6 protein-coding genes are annotated in these 18688 nt (G+C 62.9%); 1 reads left to right on the plus strand and 5 read right to left on the minus strand.

The window, feature by feature from the left end:
- Position 1: 1 nt before the first annotated feature.
- A complete protein-coding gene (locus tag MGMSRV2_RS11320; protein ID WP_024080500.1) occupies positions 2-1588 on the minus strand; it encodes a peptide chain release factor 3 in 1587 nt (528 codons plus the stop codon).
- A gap of 54 nt (positions 1589-1642) precedes the next feature.
- On the opposite strand from MGMSRV2_RS11320, the gene MGMSRV2_RS11325 reads away from it, so the two are divergent.
- Entirely contained in the window at positions 1643-1840 is a 198-nt protein-coding gene (locus tag MGMSRV2_RS11325) for a hypothetical protein (RefSeq protein WP_024080501.1), read from the plus strand.
- A gap of 52 nt (positions 1841-1892) precedes the next feature.
- On the opposite strand, the gene MGMSRV2_RS11330 is transcribed toward MGMSRV2_RS11325, so the two are convergent.
- Genes MGMSRV2_RS11330 through MGMSRV2_RS11345 form a run of 4 tightly spaced genes read right to left on the minus strand, consistent with a single transcriptional unit; the run spans position 1893 to position 18135 of the window.
- Positions 1893-12845 (minus strand): ICP22 family protein, encoded by a 10953-nt coding sequence (locus MGMSRV2_RS11330; protein WP_024080502.1) that lies wholly within the window; start codon positions 12843-12845, stop codon positions 1893-1895.
- 50 nt (positions 12846-12895) lie between these two features.
- The gene (locus tag MGMSRV2_RS11335) at positions 12896-14269 is read right to left on the minus strand and encodes an HlyD family type I secretion periplasmic adaptor subunit (protein ID WP_024080503.1); all 1374 of its coding nucleotides are present in this window, start codon (positions 14267-14269) and stop codon (positions 12896-12898) included.
- Between the two features lie 21 nt (positions 14270-14290).
- Entirely contained in the window at positions 14291-16486 is a 2196-nt protein-coding gene (locus tag MGMSRV2_RS11340; protein ID WP_024080504.1) for a peptidase domain-containing ABC transporter, read from the minus strand.
- Positions 16483-18135, minus strand: coding sequence for a peptidase domain-containing ABC transporter (locus tag MGMSRV2_RS11345; protein WP_024080505.1), 1653 nt, complete (start codon positions 18133-18135; stop codon positions 16483-16485). Before MGMSRV2_RS11345 ends, MGMSRV2_RS11340 begins: the two co-directional genes overlap by 4 nt.
- Positions 18136-18688: the final 553 nt, after the last annotated feature.

Consider the following 18688-nt stretch of genomic DNA (forward strand, 5'->3'; position numbering starts at 1 on the left):
ATCAATGTTGCTCGCGCGTGGCGGTGAAGCGGATGGCGGGGAAATCCTGCTGCGCCCGACCCAATTGCCAGGTGTTGCGGGCCAGATAGACGGCGGCGCCTTCGCGGTCCTCGGCCATGTTGGTCTTGTGGGCCAGGGCGAAACGGTCCATTTCCTTGGCATCGTCGCAACTGACCCAGCGGGCGGTGACGAAACCGCCATCCTCGAACCCGGCCTTGATGCCGTATTCGGATTCGATGCGGGTGGTCAACACGTCGAACTGCAACGGCCCGACGACGCCGACGATCCAGGTCGAGCCGTCGACGGGCTTGAACACCTGGGAAACCCCCTCTTCCGCCAGATCGTCCAGGGCCTTCTTCAATTGCTTGGCCTTCATCGGGTCATCCAGGCGGACGCGGCGCAGCACTTCCGGGGCGAAGGTGGGAATGCCCAGGAAGTTCATGTCCTCGGCTTCCGACAGGGTGTCGCCGATGCGCAACTGGCCGTGGTTGGGGATGCCCATGATGTCGCCGGGGAAGGCCTCTTCCGCCAGTTCACGACTTTGCGCCAGGAAGAACACTGGGTTGACCAAAGCCATCAACTTGCCCGAACGCACATGCTTGACCTTCATGCCGCGCTTGAAGCGGCCCGAACAGATGCGGAAAAAGGCGATGCGGTCGCGGTGGTTGGGGTCCATGTTGGCTTGGATCTTGAAGACGAAGCCGGCCACCTTGTCCTCGGTCGGCTCCACCAGCCGCTTGTCGGTCTTGCGCGCCAGCGGGCTGGGCGCCAACCGGCCGATGCCGCGCAGCAATTCGGCGACGCCAAAGGTCTTCAAGGCCGAGCCGAAGAACACCGGGGTCATGTGCCCGGCGCGGAAACTTTCCAGATCGAATTCGGGATAGCCGCCCCGGACCAGTTCCACCTCGTCGCGCAGGCGGGCGGCGGCGGCGGCCCCCACCGCTTCGTCCAGCTTGGGGCTGTCCAGGGGGGCGTCCACCGCCATCTCGGCGATGTGATCGCCGCGACCGGGGTCGAACATGATGACGCGGTCGTTGACCAGATCATAGACGCCCTTCAAGTCGCGGCCCATGCCGATGGGCCAGGTCACCGGCACCACGTCGAGGGCCAGGGTCTTTTCCACCTCGTCCAGCAGGTCGATGGGCTCGCGCCCCTCGCGGTCCACCTTGTTGATGAAGGTGACGATGGGCATGTCGCGCATGCGGCAGACTTCGAACAGCTTCAAGGTCTGGGTTTCGATGCCCTTGGCCGCGTCCAGCACCATAACCGCCGAATCGACGGCGGTCAGGGTGCGGTAAGTATCCTCGGAAAAGTCTTCGTGGCCGGGCGTGTCCAGCAGATTATAGGACAATCCCTCGTGCTCGAAGCTCATCACCGAGGCCGACACCGAGATGCCGCGCTCTTTCTCGATGGCCATCCAGTCCGAGCGGGTACGCCGCTGTTCGCCGCGCGCGCGCACGGCCCCGGCCATCTGAATGGCGCCGCCGAACATCAAAAGCTTTTCCGTCAACGTCGTCTTACCGGCGTCGGGGTGGGAAATGATGGCGAAGGTGCGGCGCAGGGCCGTTTCTTGAGCAAGTGAAGTCATGCGGGTTTTTGTCCCGAACGGCGCTATAAATCAAGGAAATTGACGGAGCCCGCCATGTTGGACCTGAAGCTCGACCGCGATCTGGAAAACCGCCTGACCATCGTTGCCCGCAGGCAGGGCCGCAGCCCGGAAGAGTGCGCGCTGGCCGCCATCCGCTCTTACGTGACCGATTGCGAGGAGGCGGCCCAACTGGCCCGCCAATTATCGGGCGGCGAAACCATGATGCGCCCGCCCGACGGCTTCTATGATTGAAAAGAAAATGGCCGCCTTCGGTACCGAAGGCGGCCATTTCTAAATCAACGCCCTACCCCAACAAGCGTTCGATATTGTCGAAATGCATGGTGGACGAGGTGTTGTTGAGCGCGTCCTGGAAGACGATCTGACCGTCGGCGTCGGTGCTGAACACCACCGAGTTCTGGTCTTCGCTGACATTGGCCGTGCCGCTTTGGATGTCGACGATGAACGACTTGCTGGCATCGTCGGCGGCGGTGGCCAGGATGTCGCCGCCGTCCACCACGGTGAAGGTCCAGTCGAAGCTGTCGGCGGAGCCGTTGTTGTACTGCACCATCAACGCGTCGATGCCGTTGCTGCCGCCATCCAGGCTGCCATCATAGCCCCACGGCACGATCATGGTGTCATCAACCACGGCGCTGCCGTCCGAGTTCCAATGCACTTCACCCGCTGCCTCGCCTTCCAACGCCAGATTACTGCTGAGGTTGGTGGTGAAGGTGCTGGTGCTGCCATCGGACAGGGCGACGGTGATGTCGCGGCTGCCCGCATCCAAGGTACCGTCTTCACTGGACAGGATGATGCTGTCGGCGATGGTTTCGTAATCCGTCGCCGAGCCCGATCCCGAGAAGATCAGCGCGTTGCTACCGCTGTCGAAGCTGACGGTGATGCCGCTGGTGATGCCGTTGCCCGACACTTCCAGCAAGCCGGCTTCGTTGACGCTGACGGTCATGCCGCTAAGCGCCAGCGAGTCCCCGGTCAGGCCATCCAAGGTCACCGTCATCTGGTTGATGCTGGCGCCATCGGCGATATCCAACCCGGCGGTGACCGGGATGGTACCGTTGAGATGGGCGCCGTCATCGCCGAAATAGACGCTGCCCAGGGCATCGCCGCTGACCGTGGTCGGAGTGGCGCTGCCCGCCTCGTCCACCGTCACCGGAATGGACAGCGAGCCGGAAACCCCGCCCGTGCTGTCGGTCACCGTCACGTCGACGTTGCGCATTCCGTCCAGCAAAGTGCCGGTCGAACTGGTGAAGATGACGTGGGTGTTGACGATGGCCTGATAATCGGCGAACGACGCCGCCGGATTGCTGAAGGTCAGGGTGTCGGTACTGTCGTTGTAAGTGACGGTGAAGGTCTTGCCGTTGACGCTCACCGTCATGTTGCCCGAGCCGTCGAAAGCCGGGCTAACCCCGCTCAGGCCCAAGGCATCGCCGGCCTTGGCGCCGCTGATATGCAGCGACATCGATTGCAAGGCGGTGCCGTCCACGTCGCTGATCAGCACGCTGGCATCGTGCATCAGATGCATGGCGGCGTTGTGCGCCCCCGCCGCGATACCCAGGCCGGCGACACCGGACAGGGCCAGAGTGGGGGCATCGTTGACCGCCACCACAGTGACCGCAAGGTTCTGGCTGGTGGACGCCGTGTCGCCATTGGCTTCGGTGGCGGTGGCGGTCAGGCTCAGATTGACGGTGCCATTGTAATCGGCGGGCGGCACCATCTTCACATTGGTCAAGGTGCCGGAAATGGTCACCGACCCGCCTTCGGTGTTGACCGTGTGCTCGGTCCAGGTGGTGCCGTTGGTGGTGGCCAGGAACTTGGTCCCCGCCGGTGCCCCGGCAATGGTCAGCGACAGGGTTTCCGAGCCGTCGGTATCGACACGCGCATCGGCGATGTTAAGGGTGATGGCGGTGTCTTCGTTGCCGCTCACCGTGTTGGCCGTCACATTCAGGGTCGGCGCATCGGCATCGGCGACCAGGGTGACGGTGAAGGCGAACGAACCCGAGCTGGCGCTGGTATCGGTGTTGCGCACCGTGTCGCCATAGGTACCGGTACCGGCATTGAAGGAATCGGCGTCGTCATCGACCGAAACCACCGACACGCCCATGGTCCAGGTGCCGGCCACATGGGTGGCTCCGTCGAAGTACAGCTTGCCGCTGCCCAGCAGGTCCAGGCTGCGCACTTCGGTGGCGGAAACCGTCACCGTCCAGGTGGAGCCGGTCTGGGTCCAGGTGCCCACCGCATTGCCGGCGGCATCGGTGATGCCGTTTTGCAACGGCACGCCGGTGATGGTGATGATCGCCGTTTCCGAAGCGTCGAGAACCTGGACGCCCAAATCCAGGGCCAGCAACACGTCTTCGGTACCGCTGACATTCTGCGGATTGACGGTGGCGCCGTCGGCGCGGGCCGCCACCACGACGGTGAACGGTGCCGAGCTGTCCTCGACCCAGGTGTTGGTGCCGGCTTCCTTGGCGAAGGTGGTCACGGTCAGGTTGGCGTCGGCGGAATTGTCCTGGGCCGGAACGAACTTGACGCCCTGCAATTCCCACTTGCCGGTGCTGGTGTTGAAGGAAAGCGAACTGTCCTTCACCGTCCAGGTGCCGTTGCCGTTGTTATAGGCGCCGGTCAGCGAGGCGCCGGTGGGCACGCCGCTGATGATCACCGACATGGTCTCGGTGCTCCAGTCGGTGCCGGCGGCGATGACGTCGGAATGCTGGATTTCCATGTTGAGCGCGATGCCGCCCGACTGGTCCTCGATGCCGGCATTGACGCCGGGGGTGAAGACGCTGTCGTCCACCACCGCATCCACCACGATCTGGAAATGCGAGGTCTTGGTCTGGACGTCGGTCAGGGTGGTGGCACCGCCATCGACGGTGACCTGATCCTTGACCTCGACCAGCACTTGCAAGCCGACCGTGCCGGAATAGTCGTTGGCGGGGTTGAAGTGCAGACCGCTCAAGACGATGCCCGAGCTGTTGAACAACGAGGTATCGGTCACGGTGACGGTATATTCGGTATAGCCGCTGCCGTGCACCCCTGCGCTCATGGTGAAGCCGCCGCTACCGTCGGCGGTCAGTTCCCCCGTCACCTTGCCGCCTTCGTCGGCGATGCGAATCTTGATGACGTTGGAATTCAGGCTTTCCGAATTATCGATGTCGATATCGGTGATGGTCAGCGTGATGCCGGCATCGGCGCCATCCTCGGCCACATGATCGATATTGCCCTGAACCGAGGGGCCATCGACCACCGGGGTGATCTTGACCGGCACCGCCTGCAACGCCGCCGAGGCGGTGTCATAGCGGCCATCGGCGGTGGTCACCACCACCCGGGCCTGAAGCGCATTGGTATCGCCGGCGAAATCCTTGGGCGGGGTCAGGGTGACACTGCCCAGGGCGCTGTACGGCACCGAATAGGTGAAGGTATCGGCGCTGCCATTGGCATCGGTATCGACCGCGTCGATCTGGTAATAGCCCGAGCCGGAAATGCTCCAGCCCTTGGGCACCACCAGGGCGACGCTGACGGTGGAGCCATCACTGGCCACGCCGTTGGCGCCCACGGTCAGCGGGTCGCCGTTGCCGTCGACGACACTGATCAAAGGCTTCAACTGCGACAGGGCGACCGCACCATCCTCGGTGCCGGTAATGGTGCCGGTGATGTCGCCGGTGGGGATGGGCGGCAAGTTCTCGCTGCCGCCGGACCCGCCGAAATCACCGAAATTGACGACGACGCTGACCGAACCGTCCTCGGTGTCGGAACCGCCATCGGGATCGACGTCGGTAACCACCGCCTTGATGGTCAAGGTGACGTCGTCGGCGATGTTGTCGCCATTGGCGTCGGTACGGCTGTAAAGCGAGGTCGCCACCAGCTTGATGCTGGCGATCTCGGTGCCGCCCGGCACGGTCCACGACCCGTCGCCGTTGTTGATGCCGCCTTCCACCGACACGCCGTTGGGCACGCCGCTGATCTTCAGGTACAGACTTTCCGAATTGTCGCCGCTGTAAAGGGCGGTGTCGGCGACGCTGATATCGCCGGTCAGGGTTACCTCGTGCGTGGTGATGGTGTGGCCGCCCACGACCATGGTGCCGTTGACGTAATCATGCACCAGCGGCGTTGCGTCGGTATCGGCGTCGATGACCAGATTGGGTTCATCGGCCACCGCCTTGACCACCACCTTGCCGCTGATATCGCGCGCCTGGGTATCGGCGCCGTCCTGAGCGGTCACCGTCATCTTGATGTTGAAATCCTTGGCCCAATTGGCGGGCACGCCGTGCAGGGCCAGCCCCGAGACCGTGACGCTGGTCTGGCCGGGGGTGACGGTGACGGACGGCACGGTGATCTGATAATTGCCCGAGCCATCGGCCTGGGCCGTATAGGTGTTGCCGCCATAGGTGACGGTGACGTCGTCGAGGATTCCGGCCACCGTGGCAGGCGGCAGATTGGCGACGCTGGTGCCGGCATCGGCCGCCGCCTTGGCCAGCAAGGTGTCGACCAGCAGATCGACATCGACCACCACATTGGTGATGCTGGCGATGCTTTCGATGCCGCCATTGCCGTATCCGGTGATGCCGTCGCCCATGTCGGCGACATTGGCGGTCAGGCTGATATTGACGACGCCGGCATCTTCATTGCCGCTACCACCGATGCTGCCGGTGGGCAGGTCGGCGTCGGGGGCGACGGTGACACGCAAGGTGGCGTCGACCTTTTCATAATCACCGTCGTTTTCGGTGGTGATCAGGCTGACCGACAGGTCGAAGGTACCGGAATAATTGGTCGGCGCGATCAGACGGACATTGTCCACGTAATCGGGCGCCACCGACCATTTGCCGTTACCGATATATTTGAGCTGATCGGTGCTGACGCCATCCAAGGTCACGGTCACGCCGGCGGGCACGCCGGAGATGACCACGCTCAGGCTTTCCGAGCCGTCGGTATCGACGCTGACATAGGTTTCCAGATGCGGATGGATGACATTGCCCTCGGTGCCGTTGGCCTGGGCGATGTATTTCTGTTCCGCGTCCACCCACGTCACGTTGGACGGATCGGCGACGCCGGTGACCACCACGTTGATGGTGGCGGTGCGGGTGGCGGTGCTGGTGCCGTCGGTGGACACCGCGTTGACCTGAAGCGCCACGTCGACGTTGGAATTGGCCGCCGGCTTGAAATACAGGTTCTTCAACTCGGCTTCACTGAAGGTCCAGGTGCCAGCATTATTGTGACCGGCATCGTACTCGGTGTAGGTGCCGTTGGCATTCTTCAGCCAGAAGCTGCCGCCATTGGCGTTGCCGATGGTGACGCTCAGGGTTTCCGAGCCGTCGATATCGGTTTCACTGGGGCGGATATCCAGCTTGACCAGGCTGTCTTCCAGCACGCGGGCGTCGCTGACCACCAGATTGGGCTGATCGGCCACCGCGTCGACGACGACATTGAAGGCCACCGAGGTGGTGGCGGTCTTGGTCGCCACCTGACCGCCGGTGGCGGCCTCGGTGGTGGTGACGTTGAAGACGATCTTGCTGGCGTCGGCGTCGGAATCCTGCGGCGGGTGGACGAAAACATTGCCCAGCTTATTCAGGTCCAGCGTCCAGGTGGTGCCGCTGTTGCCATAGGCCTTGTACTGACCGTCGGCGGGGTCCAGATAGACCACCGACCAGCCCGCCGGCACATTGGTCAACGTCGCTGCGGTCAGGGTTTCCGAGCCATCGGTATCGATGCGCGCCGCCGTCAGGTCCAGGGCGATATAGCCGTCTTCCGACCCGGTGATGGTGGTCTGGGCGGTGGTGGTGTTGCTGACCACCGTCGCCGCCATGCCGCCAATGCTGATGCTGGGGGCGTCGGCCACCGCCTTGACGGTGATGGTGCCGATGCTCGACGTGGTGGTGTAGCTGTCCGGGCTGCCGGCATCCGCGGTGGTGGTCCGCACCCGATAGGTGACGTCCAGATCGGAATTGGCGTTGGGGACATATTTCAGATTGGCCACCGTATAGGTGGAGGTTCCGGCGTTATAGGTCAGCGTCCCCACCGGCACGTTGTAGATGGTGTAGGTGACGCCACCCACATCGGTGGTACCGGCGGCGGTCAGGGCAACGCCCGACAGCTTCAGCGCCCCGTCCATGGTACCGGAGACCAGGATCTCCACATTGCCGGTCAGACTTTCCGAACCGTCGGTGTCCGTCAACTTGATGGTGGGGGCAAAGGTGATGCCGACGGAATCCTCGTTGCCGCTGGCGGTGCCGGAGATGGTGGTGGTATCCGCCACCGGGTCAATGCGCAGCCACAGGGATTGCTGGGCGCCGGTCGCCTCACCGGCACGGCTCAGGTCGTTAGCCGCGTTGTTGTCGAAGTTGTTCGACGCCGTCAGCGCCGCGTTGGCGTTGCTGACTTCCCCGGCGGTATCGCCATCGGTTTCCTTGGCGATGGGGGTAATTTTCACCTCAAGGGTGGAATTGCCCCAGTTTTCGTCACCGCCGATACGCACCTTGCCGGCGGCCACATCGGCGGCGCTGACGGTGATGCTTTCGCCGTTGGTCAGTTCCTTGAAGGTATCGCCGGCATCGGGGCTGGCCAACGTGCCCTTCTGGCCGTCGCCATCGGCGTCGATCCAGATACGGGTATAGGAATTGGTGGCGGTGATCTTGAAGTACAGCACTTCCGAGCCGTCGGCGCTGGTGGTGGCCAACCCGGTGGGGGTGGTGCCGTCCTCGCCCGAGATGCTGGTCAGGGCATCCTTCAGATTGTACCAATCGTCTTCGTTGACATGGACCGCCGCCCCTTCGGTGGCGCCCTCGGTCACCACCAGGGTGGGGGTATCGGCGTCGCCATAAACCTTGACGTTGACCACTTGGTTGACCGTCTGGCTGCCGCCGGCGGCTTCGGTGGTGGTGGTGCTGAGGTTCAAGGTGAAGTCGGTGAGGTCGATGCCGGTATTGGTGCTGGTGGTGGGGCCATAGCTGTCGACATTGCTGTCTTCCACCAGACCGGTGACCCGCAGATCGGCCAATTGCGCCTTCAGCGTGTTGGTGTCGTTGCTGCTGAAGCTATAGGCGCCATTGCCGTCCGGGGTCAGCAAGGTGGTGCCCTGATACAGGCTGAGACCGGCGGGCAGGCCGGAAACGGTGACGGTCACCGTTTCGCTGCCGTCGGTGTCGACCAGCGGCGCCGCGATGTTGAGCGCCACGAACTTGTCTTCCACGCCGACGGCGCTGGCCGTGGGGGTGACGGTATCGACCACGGCATTGACGGTCAGGGTGACGGTCTGGGTGGTCTGCGCCGTATCCGCCCAGGTCTGGCCATAGGCGGTGTTGGTGGCGGTGGGGGTGGCATCGGAATCGGTATCGTTGGCCACCGCGCGGATGGTGAAGCTGGTATCGCCATCGTCATTGGCGGTCTTCGACTTCATATAGACACCCGACAGGCTACCATCGGCGGCGACCAGACCGGCGGGAATCTTGTAGCCGGTATGGGTGGCCCCAGACGGATCGGTATAGGTGCTAGTAGTCAGCGCCACATAAGTGCCGCCGACATTCTGGTACAGCCCGAAACCGCTGTTCAGATCCTCGACATAGACCGTCAGGGTCTCGCTGCCATCGGCGGCGCCCACATTGGCCTTGATTGCGGCCAGGGACACATAGGTGTCCTCGTTGCCGCTGATGGCATTGCCGCTGATCACCGGATCGACCACGCCGATATCCACCCGCAGGCTGGCCGGGCTGCTGATGGCCACGTCACCGTTACTGGATTCCTGCGACACCCCCCACACGGTCAGGTTCAGGTCATTGGAATAATTGCCGCTGACCGACAGGCGCAGATCAGCCAGATCGCCGGCATTGACCTTGTAGACCGGGTTGCCGGCGGAGGCGGTGATGTTGGTGCCGTCCACGGCGAAACTGGCGCTGATGGGGGTGACGGCGACGCCCCCCACGGTCAGGGCGCCAGCGGCGGCGGGCACACCCGAAATATAGACGTACTGGGCCTCGGAGCCGTCGTTATCGGCATTGGACACCGAAATAGACAACGGAATCGAGCCGCCGGCAGCGCTTTCCATGGTGCCGGTATTGACAGTGGCGACCACGGGGACGTCGGCCACGGCGGTGACGGAGATGGTGGCGTCTTCCTTGACCCAGGTCTTGGTGATGCCGGTGTCGTCGTCATAGGCCTGGATGCCCACGTCGTACTTGATGGTTCCGGCGTAATCATCCTTGGGCATGAACGACAGCCCCTGAACCACATAGGTGTCGCCGGTCTGGGTGAAGGTGGCGCTGTTGATGGTGAAGGTGGTGGTGCCGTCGCCATTGGCGCTGCCAGTCAGAGCCACCCCGTTCAAATAGACGGTCCCGTTCAGGAAATTGGCATCGTCGGTGGTGATGGTCACCAGGCCGGTGGGCTTTTCCGAATGATCCAGATCCTTGAATTCGATGGTCGGCGTCAGGGTGATGGCGGTGCCGGCATCGTCGCCGCGATTGTCGCTCAGACCGGTCAGGCCGTCTTCAAAGCCGCTATTGGCAGCGCTGATGGCGGTATCGGCCTCGTGCTGGGCCACCACTTTCAGGGTCAGGGTATCGACATCGCTTTGGGCGGTGGCCGAACGCGCCAGATCGGTGTCGTTGTCGATGGCATCGTCGGCGACGCCATTGGCTTCCGTCGACTTGGTGACCACGTCGAACTTCAAGGTGTCGGTATTGTCGGTGCTGGCCCAGTCTTCCTTGCCGCCGACGAAAATCTTGCCGTCATAGACATCCTTGGCCGACACCTCGACGGTGCGCCCATTGGCCGCGTTCAGGTCGATGACGGTGTCGCCGGCGCTGATGCCGGCAACGCCGTCATTGTCGATGACCAGACGGGAATCCTGCTGGGCGGTGATCTTGAAGGTCAGGGATTCCGACCCGTCGGTGCTTTCGATCTTGCCGTCGCCATCGCTATCGGTATCGCCATCGGCGCTGCCGGCTTCGGTCAGATTGCCCTGAACGGCGGCGGCATTGCCGCTGGTATCAGCGGTCACGGCGGCGCGCAGGTTATAGAAATCGTCTTCGTTGATGATCTGGGTGGCGTCGACGACGCTGACCACCGGCTTGTCGGCATCCGACAACACGTCGACGGCGATGGTGGTCGACACCGATTCGGTATCGCCGCCCACGCCTTCGGTGGAGGTGGCGGTGACGGTCAGGTTGAAATTGCCGTCATAATCCTGGCCGCCCTTGATCTGCAACCCGGTCAGCTGCGCCGGCGTAAGCGTATAGGTGACGGTGCCGTTGCCGTTATCGACCACGCTGCCGTGGTTGAGGGTGAAGGTGTTGGCCGGGCCGGTAACGGTGATCGACAGGCTTTCCGAGCCGTCGGTGTCGTTGAGCGACGAGGTGATGCCCAGATTGAACCACTTGTCCTCGACGCCGATGGCGCTGGCCGCCGCTGCCAGATTGGGGGCGTCGGCGACCGGGGTGAAGGTCACCCGCACGGCGGCGGTGGCATCGGCGATATCGGGGGCCAGCGAATGGATGGTCGTGCCGGTATCGTTCAAGGTGGCGCTGTTGTCGTCGTCGCTGTCTTGCTCGGCGTGATCGACATCGTTGACCACCGCGCGCAGGTTGAAATCGATGGCGTCGGATTTATTGGCGTCGGACCAGCGGGTTTGCAGGCCGGTGATATTGCCGTTGCCGTCCATGTAGCTGGTGACGTCATAACCGGTATGGCTGACACCATCGGCATCGGTATAAGTGGTGGTGGCAAGCGGCGTGCCGGTATTGGTGTCGCGGATGACCACGCCGGCGGGCACATCTTCCAGATAGACCTTCAGCGTCTCGGCACCATCGGTGCCCGTACCCGCCATATCGGCGTTGATGGTCGCCGACAGCGACAACGCAGCCCATTCATCTTCATTGACATTGTAGGTGCCGCCGGTGGCGGTGGGATCGACCACGCCGACATCAACGTTGATGGTCACCGGACCGCTGATTGCCACGTCGCCGTTGGAATCCTCGGTGCTGGTGGCTCGTACGCTCAGGGTGAAATCAGCGCTGTCGTTGCTGGCCGATTTGACCTCGATGCTGTCGCGGTAATCCGCCGGCACCACATAATAGGTGCCGTCGGGCAGGTTGGCATCACCGGTCACGGTGGTGGGCGACACCGTCTGCACCACGCCATTGCCGTCGGTATAGCGCAGACTGGCGCCATCGGGCAGATCGCTGATGTAAAGGGTCTGGGTTTCCGAATTGTCGACGCCCACATCCTTATCGACGACGCTGATATCCAGGCCGATCCAGGCATTTTCCATGCCGGCGGAATCCACCGCCGACAGACCGGGGGCGTCGGCGACGGCGACGATGGTGACGCTCAGCGGAGCGGACGAGGTCGCGGTGGTGCCGGTATCGGACGAGGTGGCGGTGACGGTCAGGTTGAGCGTGCCGCTGAAATCGGCATCATCATCATCGTCCACATTCTTCAGATAGATGTCATCCAACTGGGCCTGGGTCGGATTGGTCAGAGTCCAGGTGCCGCCGCTGAGGCTGCCCACCGGATTGCCGGCACCATCGACGATGGTGAAGTAATCGGGGACGCCGCTGATCGAGATGGACGACAGAGTTTCCGGCCCATTATCGCTATCGGCGGTGGAGACGGTAATGGTCAGCTTGGTGGGGATGTCCTCAGTACCGGTGGCGGCGACCACACTGAGGTTGGGGGCCTGGGCCACCGGCGGATTGTCGGGATCGGGGGTGATTGTCGGCGGCACCACGGGGGGCAAAGCCTCTGGCGGCAGTTCCTCGGCAGCAGCAGCCGGCACGGGGGCGTCGCCGCCGTCTTCCTCGTCCTCGCCCAAGCCGTTGGCGGTGGGGCGCGGCGCTTCCTCGGCATCTTCCGGGCGCAAACCTTCACGGTTGGGCGGGGCGTCGTTTTCGTCGCCTTCATCCGCCGCTTCCGGGGTGAATTTCGGCTGCGGGTTCTCGAACCGGGCCTCGACAATATTGTCGGGCTCGCTCGGCGTATAGACTTCAGGGATGACCTGATCGCCGACCGGCACCGCGCCTTCTTCCGGCGGCGCACCGGCCTGCATCTTCTCGAAGGTCTCGCGGTTGGCGGATTGGACGTTGGCGAAGCCCTTGACGTCCTCCTTCTCTCCGGCGCTGGCCTCGGGCATACCCTGCTCTTCGGCGTCATCCAGGCGGTCGGTGCCTTTGCCGTCCAGATGCAGGGCATCCAGGGTGGATACATCGGCGCCTTCGTTGGTCGGCGCCTCGGGCTGGTTCAGATTGTCTTCAGCCATGATTTTCTCCACATCCCCCACAAATTATAAAAGCCATCCGTACCCGACACTCAGCGTTCGCGGAACGCCTGCGAGAACGAGGCCTGCAACGGTTTCAGCAAGTACTGCAACAAGGTCTTGTCGCCGGTGATGATGTCCGCCTGCACGGTCATGCCGGGCAAAATGCGGTTCTGTCCCTCGTGCGTCCCCACATACGGATGCTGCAACAAGACCCACCCCTTGTAATAGGGCTGGTTGTCCTTCTCATCCACATAGGTGGTCGCCGAGATATCGCGCAACGTGCCTTCGACACTGCCGAAGCGGACGAAGTCATAGCTGGCCACCTTGATGATGACCTTCTGGCCGCTGTGCAGATGCCCGACATCGCGGGTGCTGATACGGGTTTCCACCAGCAATTCATCATCGACCGGAACGATTTCCATCAACATGCCGCCGGCGGGCACCACGGCGCCCACGGTCTTGGCCTTGAGATTCTGGACGAACCCCTTGGCCGGCGAGACGATTTCCAGGCGATTGACGCGATCATGCAGGCGGCTCATGGATTCCTCGACCTGGACCAACTCGGTGGACACCGTGCCCAATTCGCCCAGGGTGTCCTGGCGGATATTGTTGTCCAGATCGCCGATGCGCTTGGCCAATTCCTCCAACGCCTTGGCGGCGGTGGCTTCCTGGCCCTTCAGGCGCGACAATTCGGCTTCGACGGCAGCGCGCTGGCGGCGCACCGCATAGAAATCCACCTTGCTGGAATAGCCGGAATTATACAGCTGCTCGCGCATGCCGACCTCTTCCGACACCAATTTCAGTTGTTCCTCGGCGGAACGCTGCTGATTCTGCGCGGCGCGGATTTCCTCGCGCTTTTGCATGATCTGTTCCTCGAACACCTTGCGCTGCGACGACCAGCGCTCGGTATTGGCGCGCAGAATGTCCAATTGATCGACAATCATGGGCGCGTACTTGACGCCGAAGCCGCTGAAATCGGGCTGGCGATTCTCGACGAAGGCGCGCAGGCGCTCGGACTTGATGGCCAGACCGGCGCGGCGGCTTTGCGCCTGCTCCAATTCGGCGCTGGCCTGGATGGGATCGAGCCGCACCAGAACCTGACCGGCCTCGACCATGGCCCGGTCCTCGACCAAAATCTCGCGGACGATGCCGCCCTCCAGATGCTGAACCACCTGAACCGAGCGCGAGGGCACGGCAGTGCCGAAGGTCACCGCCACCTCGTCGATGCGCATGAAGCTGGCCCACACGATGAAGGCGGCGACCACCGCCGAAACAATGATGACGGCCGCGCGGGAAACCGCCGAAATCCCCGATTCCTCGACGATGGCGAACTGCGCCAGATGCCGGATCTGGCGGGTGGCCTTTTCCAGTTTGGGCGGTCCCATGGGCGATGGGGTCGGGGTGAGGGCGGCAGCTTCGGACATGATGACTTTTTTCCCGGGGGCTCAGAAGAAATTGGGCGGCAGACGATCCAACACCTGCTTGGCCGGACCGACCATGCGCACCTGACCTTGCACCAGCACGACGATCTTGTCGGCCAGTTTCAGGTGAGAGGGGCGATGGGTGACCAGGAAGACGGTGCTGTGACCCTTCATGCGTTCCAGGGTTTTCATGAATTGGCGATCGGACATGAAGTCCAGGCTGGACGCCGGCTCGTCGAAAAGAGTGATGGGGGCACGCTTCAGATAGGCCCGCGCCAAGGACAGCCGCTGGCGGAAACTGGCCGGCAAGCGGTCGGTGGCGCCGTCGCCCAGCTTGGTCTCGAACTGCCGGGGCAATTCCAGGATATCTTCCAAAAGGCCGGCTTCCTGGCAGGCCCAGCGCAATTCCTCGTCCGACGCCTCGGGCCGGGCCAGACGCAGATTTTGCCCCACCGTACCGAAATACATGTCGGGCTGCTGCGGCACATAGGCGATCAGACGGCGAAGTTCGATGGGATCAAGCTGACGGATGTCGATGTCATCGATCATCACCGCGCCGGTCTGCGGGCGGTACAGCCCCAGCAACAGCTTGAGCACGGTGGACTTACCCGAACCATTGGGGCCGATCAGCGCCACCACCTCGCCCGGCTCGGCCTGAAGCGCCAGCCCCAACACCGCCGGATCGGAATCGGCGGCATAGCGCAACGACACATTGGTCAGCGTCACCTTGCCCTTGAATTGCGGCAAGGTCTGGATGGACGGGGTCAGTTGACGCTCCGGCTTCAACTGCATCAGCCGGTTGATCTGACCGATAGAGGCCTGGACGCGCTCGATCTGCGCCGCCAAGGTGAAACCGGTCTGCAACGGGCGCAAGATCCACCACACCACGATCATCGACGCCATCAGGCCGCCCACGGTCATGCTGCCCAGCAGAACCCGTTCCACGCCCCACCCCAGGGTGATGATGCCGGTCAGCATCACCAGGCCTTGCGAGGCGGTGGCCACAACCACGTTGGCACGGGTGGATTCATGGCTTTTCAAGGCGGCATCGGCCGACAGCGTGCGGAAGCGGTCACCCCAGATGCCCGCCGCCCCGGCTTCCTTGATGGCGCGGGGCTTGGACAGAGCCTCGACCAGGAATTCCTGTCGGCGCGAGGCGGCGCGGGTGGCGGCGTTGACCTTGCGCTCGACCACGGGACGGGTGGCGAAGGCGATCATGGTGAACAGCACCAAGGCCCCCAGCGGCACGAACACCAAGGGGCCGCCCAACAAAGCCATGGCCAGCAGGAAGACGATGATGAACGGGGCCTCGGCCAAGGTGGTGGCCAGCGGTCCGGTGAAGAACTCGCGTACCATCTCGAAATCGCGTAAGCGCGCGATCTGGGAATTGGAGTTGGCTTGTTCGGTATAAGGCGGCGCCAGCATCAGCAGGCGGCGGAAAATGGCCAGCCCCAGCAGGTGATCCAGCCGCGCCCCCATATAGGCGATCATGCGCGAGCGCACGCCGCGGATGGCGTAATCGCCCAGGATGGCGATGATCGACCCGGCCAGCAGCGATACCAGAAGCGGCACCGATCCGGTGGGCAGGAACTGGTCGTAGATGGCCATGATGAACAAGGGCGTCACCAGCACCAGCAGGTTCGACACCAGGGACGCCGCCAGCATGCGCACGAACAAGGGCTTGAAGCGGTTGGTGACGGCGAAGACGAAATTCTTGGGGGCGTCTTCCAGCTTGGCCCGCTCATCCTCGTCCAATTGGGCGAAGCGATAGATGCGACCGCGCACCTTCGGCGGCTCGACGGTGACATAGGCGCGCTGCTCGGCATCGAAAGCGACGATCTTGCCGGGATTTTCCTCGTCCTCGCGCACCAGCACCATGGCCATCTTGCCCGGCGCCATGTACAGGCATGGCATCAGACGCAGATCCATGCGCGACGGCGCCAGTTCCAGCGACCGGCTGGCATAGCCCAGATTGGCCAGGATGTTCAAAAGATCGGTGAGGTCCAAGGTGTCGGCGAAATGCGGCAGCGATTCGGCCACATGCACCAGATCGCCTTCCCAGCCCAGCGACGACAACAGCGGCAGGATGCAGGCGGCCACATCGGTGACCGCCTCGAACCCACCCAGATGACCGTCGGCGGCGCGCTCTTCGTTCAGGTCGAAGCGCGGCGGCGGCGCATCCCAACTGGGGGCGGCACCATGATGCGACGGCGCGGTCATGCGATCACCTTTCCGGCAAGGCCAACATCGGTGTTGGCCACCGGCGCCTGTGGCGGCGCCGCCTTGACCAGCTTGCCGCCTTCGATGCGCAGCACCTTGTCGGCCAGACGCTGCATGCTGGGGCGCAGGGTGACCATGATCAGGGTGGTGTCACGCGACATGGACTCGAAGTACTGACGCAAACGTTCGTCGCCGGGGCCGTCCATGGCGGCGTTGGCTTCATCGAACAAAAGCACCCGCGGCCGGCTGACCAAAGCACGGATGACGGCGACGCGCTGGACCACGCCACGCGGCAGAATGTCGGTGGAGCCGTCGCCGACTCGGGTGTGATACCCGTGGGCCAGACGATAAACCACCTCGTCCAGCCCCATCACACCGGCCAACCGCAAGGCTTCCTTGCGGCGGTCGGGACGGAACATGGTCAGGTTTTCCAAGATGGTGCCGCGCAGCAACTCGCCACGTTGAGGAATGAAGGCGATGCCGTCCGACCGCATCAGGTGATCGCGTTCGTGCTGCTGGATGGGAATGCCGTCCAGTAGAATCTCGCCCTCGGTCGGAGCGATGGAGCCGTGCAACATGCGCAACAGCGTCGATTTGCCGCAGCCGTTATCGCCGCCGATAGCGATGCGCTCGCCCGGACGGATATGCAGGTCGAGACCGTTGAACAAAGGCTCGGCATCGGCAGCATGCTTGAACACCACGCCTTTCAAATCCACCTGCCCCCGGATCGGCTGCACCACCGGCGCCTCGGCCCGGGGCTCCAACGGCAGTTGAAAGATGGTCTCGAAGCGCGCCCGCATCAGCTTGGCGGTCTGCCAGCGGGTCCACAGCCCCACCGCCTTCTGTACCGGCTGCAACGCGCGGCCCGCCAGCAAGGTGCAGGCCGACAGGCCGCCGACGGTGAGGACGTTGTCCACCACCATCAGGCTGCCGAAAATGACCACCGACAAGGTCAGCAATTGCGAGAACACACCGGCCACGCCCAGGGAATTGGTGCTGACCTGGACCACGCGGTGCGAATTCTTGGCCACCGCTTCCTGCAAGCGGGCGTAACGCTGGATCATCTGCGCTTCCATGGCCATGGACTTGACCGAATGGACGCCGTGGATGACCTCGATGCTGAAATTCTGGCGACGATCGCGGACGGTGTTGAAATCCTGGATCGCCTGCTCGGAGGCCTTGCTGCCCAGCAGGGCGAAGGCGGCAAACCCAATCAACACGGCGGTGGGGGCCAGCACCAGCCAGCCGGCCAGATAACCGATGGCCCCCAGGAACAGCAGGACGAAGGGCAGATCGCAGACCACCAGGGTCCAATTTTCCGAAAACACCTCGCGCACGGTGGGCAAACCGCCCAAGCGCTCGATCAATTCGCCGGGACCGACCTTTTCCAGTTCGTCGGCGGGGGTGTCGAAGACATGGGCAAAGGCCTTGCAACTGGCCGTGTGCTCGAACTGAATGCCGATCCAGCCGACGATCTCGGCTCGGGCCACCCGCAGCACCCCCTCCAGCACCACCGCCGAGACGACGCCGGCCAGCAACAGTAAAAGCGTACCAAGGGAAGAATTGGGGATGATGCGGTCATAGATCTGGAGCAACGCCAAGGGCAGCGCTAGGGCAAGGATATTGAGAAACACCGACGCCACGACCACATAGCCGCCTCCGCGCCGAAGTCCATCATAAACCCCTGGAGTAAAATCCTTATGCCCGTGTTTCGCGCCCATCCGCGGCAAACCTTCTGATTCTGCGACTTTAGCAGGATAGGCGACGCACAAGACGGACTCCACAGACAAATTGTGACGTATTGTGCCTAATTTCCGGTCGACGCATTGATTCTTAAACAGCTCATGAACAAACAGTCGCTACCTTGAATAAAGATTAAGAATCTCTCCAACCATACCCCTGTCCGCACACATGCCTTTTAACATAGCCATCTCGGCAGAATACCGTCACAGACATACCCAGCCCCCGCCCTTCTCTGATCCAGATCAAGGCCTACAGTGATTTCAGGTGCTAAGGTCCGCCCCTATGCAACGTGCAAGGGGGAAACCGTCATGGTCTTGGACAATGAAGCCATCATCGCTTTGGGCTTTCTGGTCAGCATCTTGGTCGTCACCGGCGGACTGCTGTATTTCGTTCTGACCAAGATGAAGCGTTAGAATGGGGGCGGTTCCCGCCATCAGAAAAGGCCGGCACTTTGCCGGC

This window comes from Magnetospirillum gryphiswaldense MSR-1 v2, assembly GCF_000513295.1.
Taxonomy (GTDB): domain Bacteria; phylum Pseudomonadota; class Alphaproteobacteria; order Rhodospirillales; family Magnetospirillaceae; genus Magnetospirillum; species Magnetospirillum gryphiswaldense.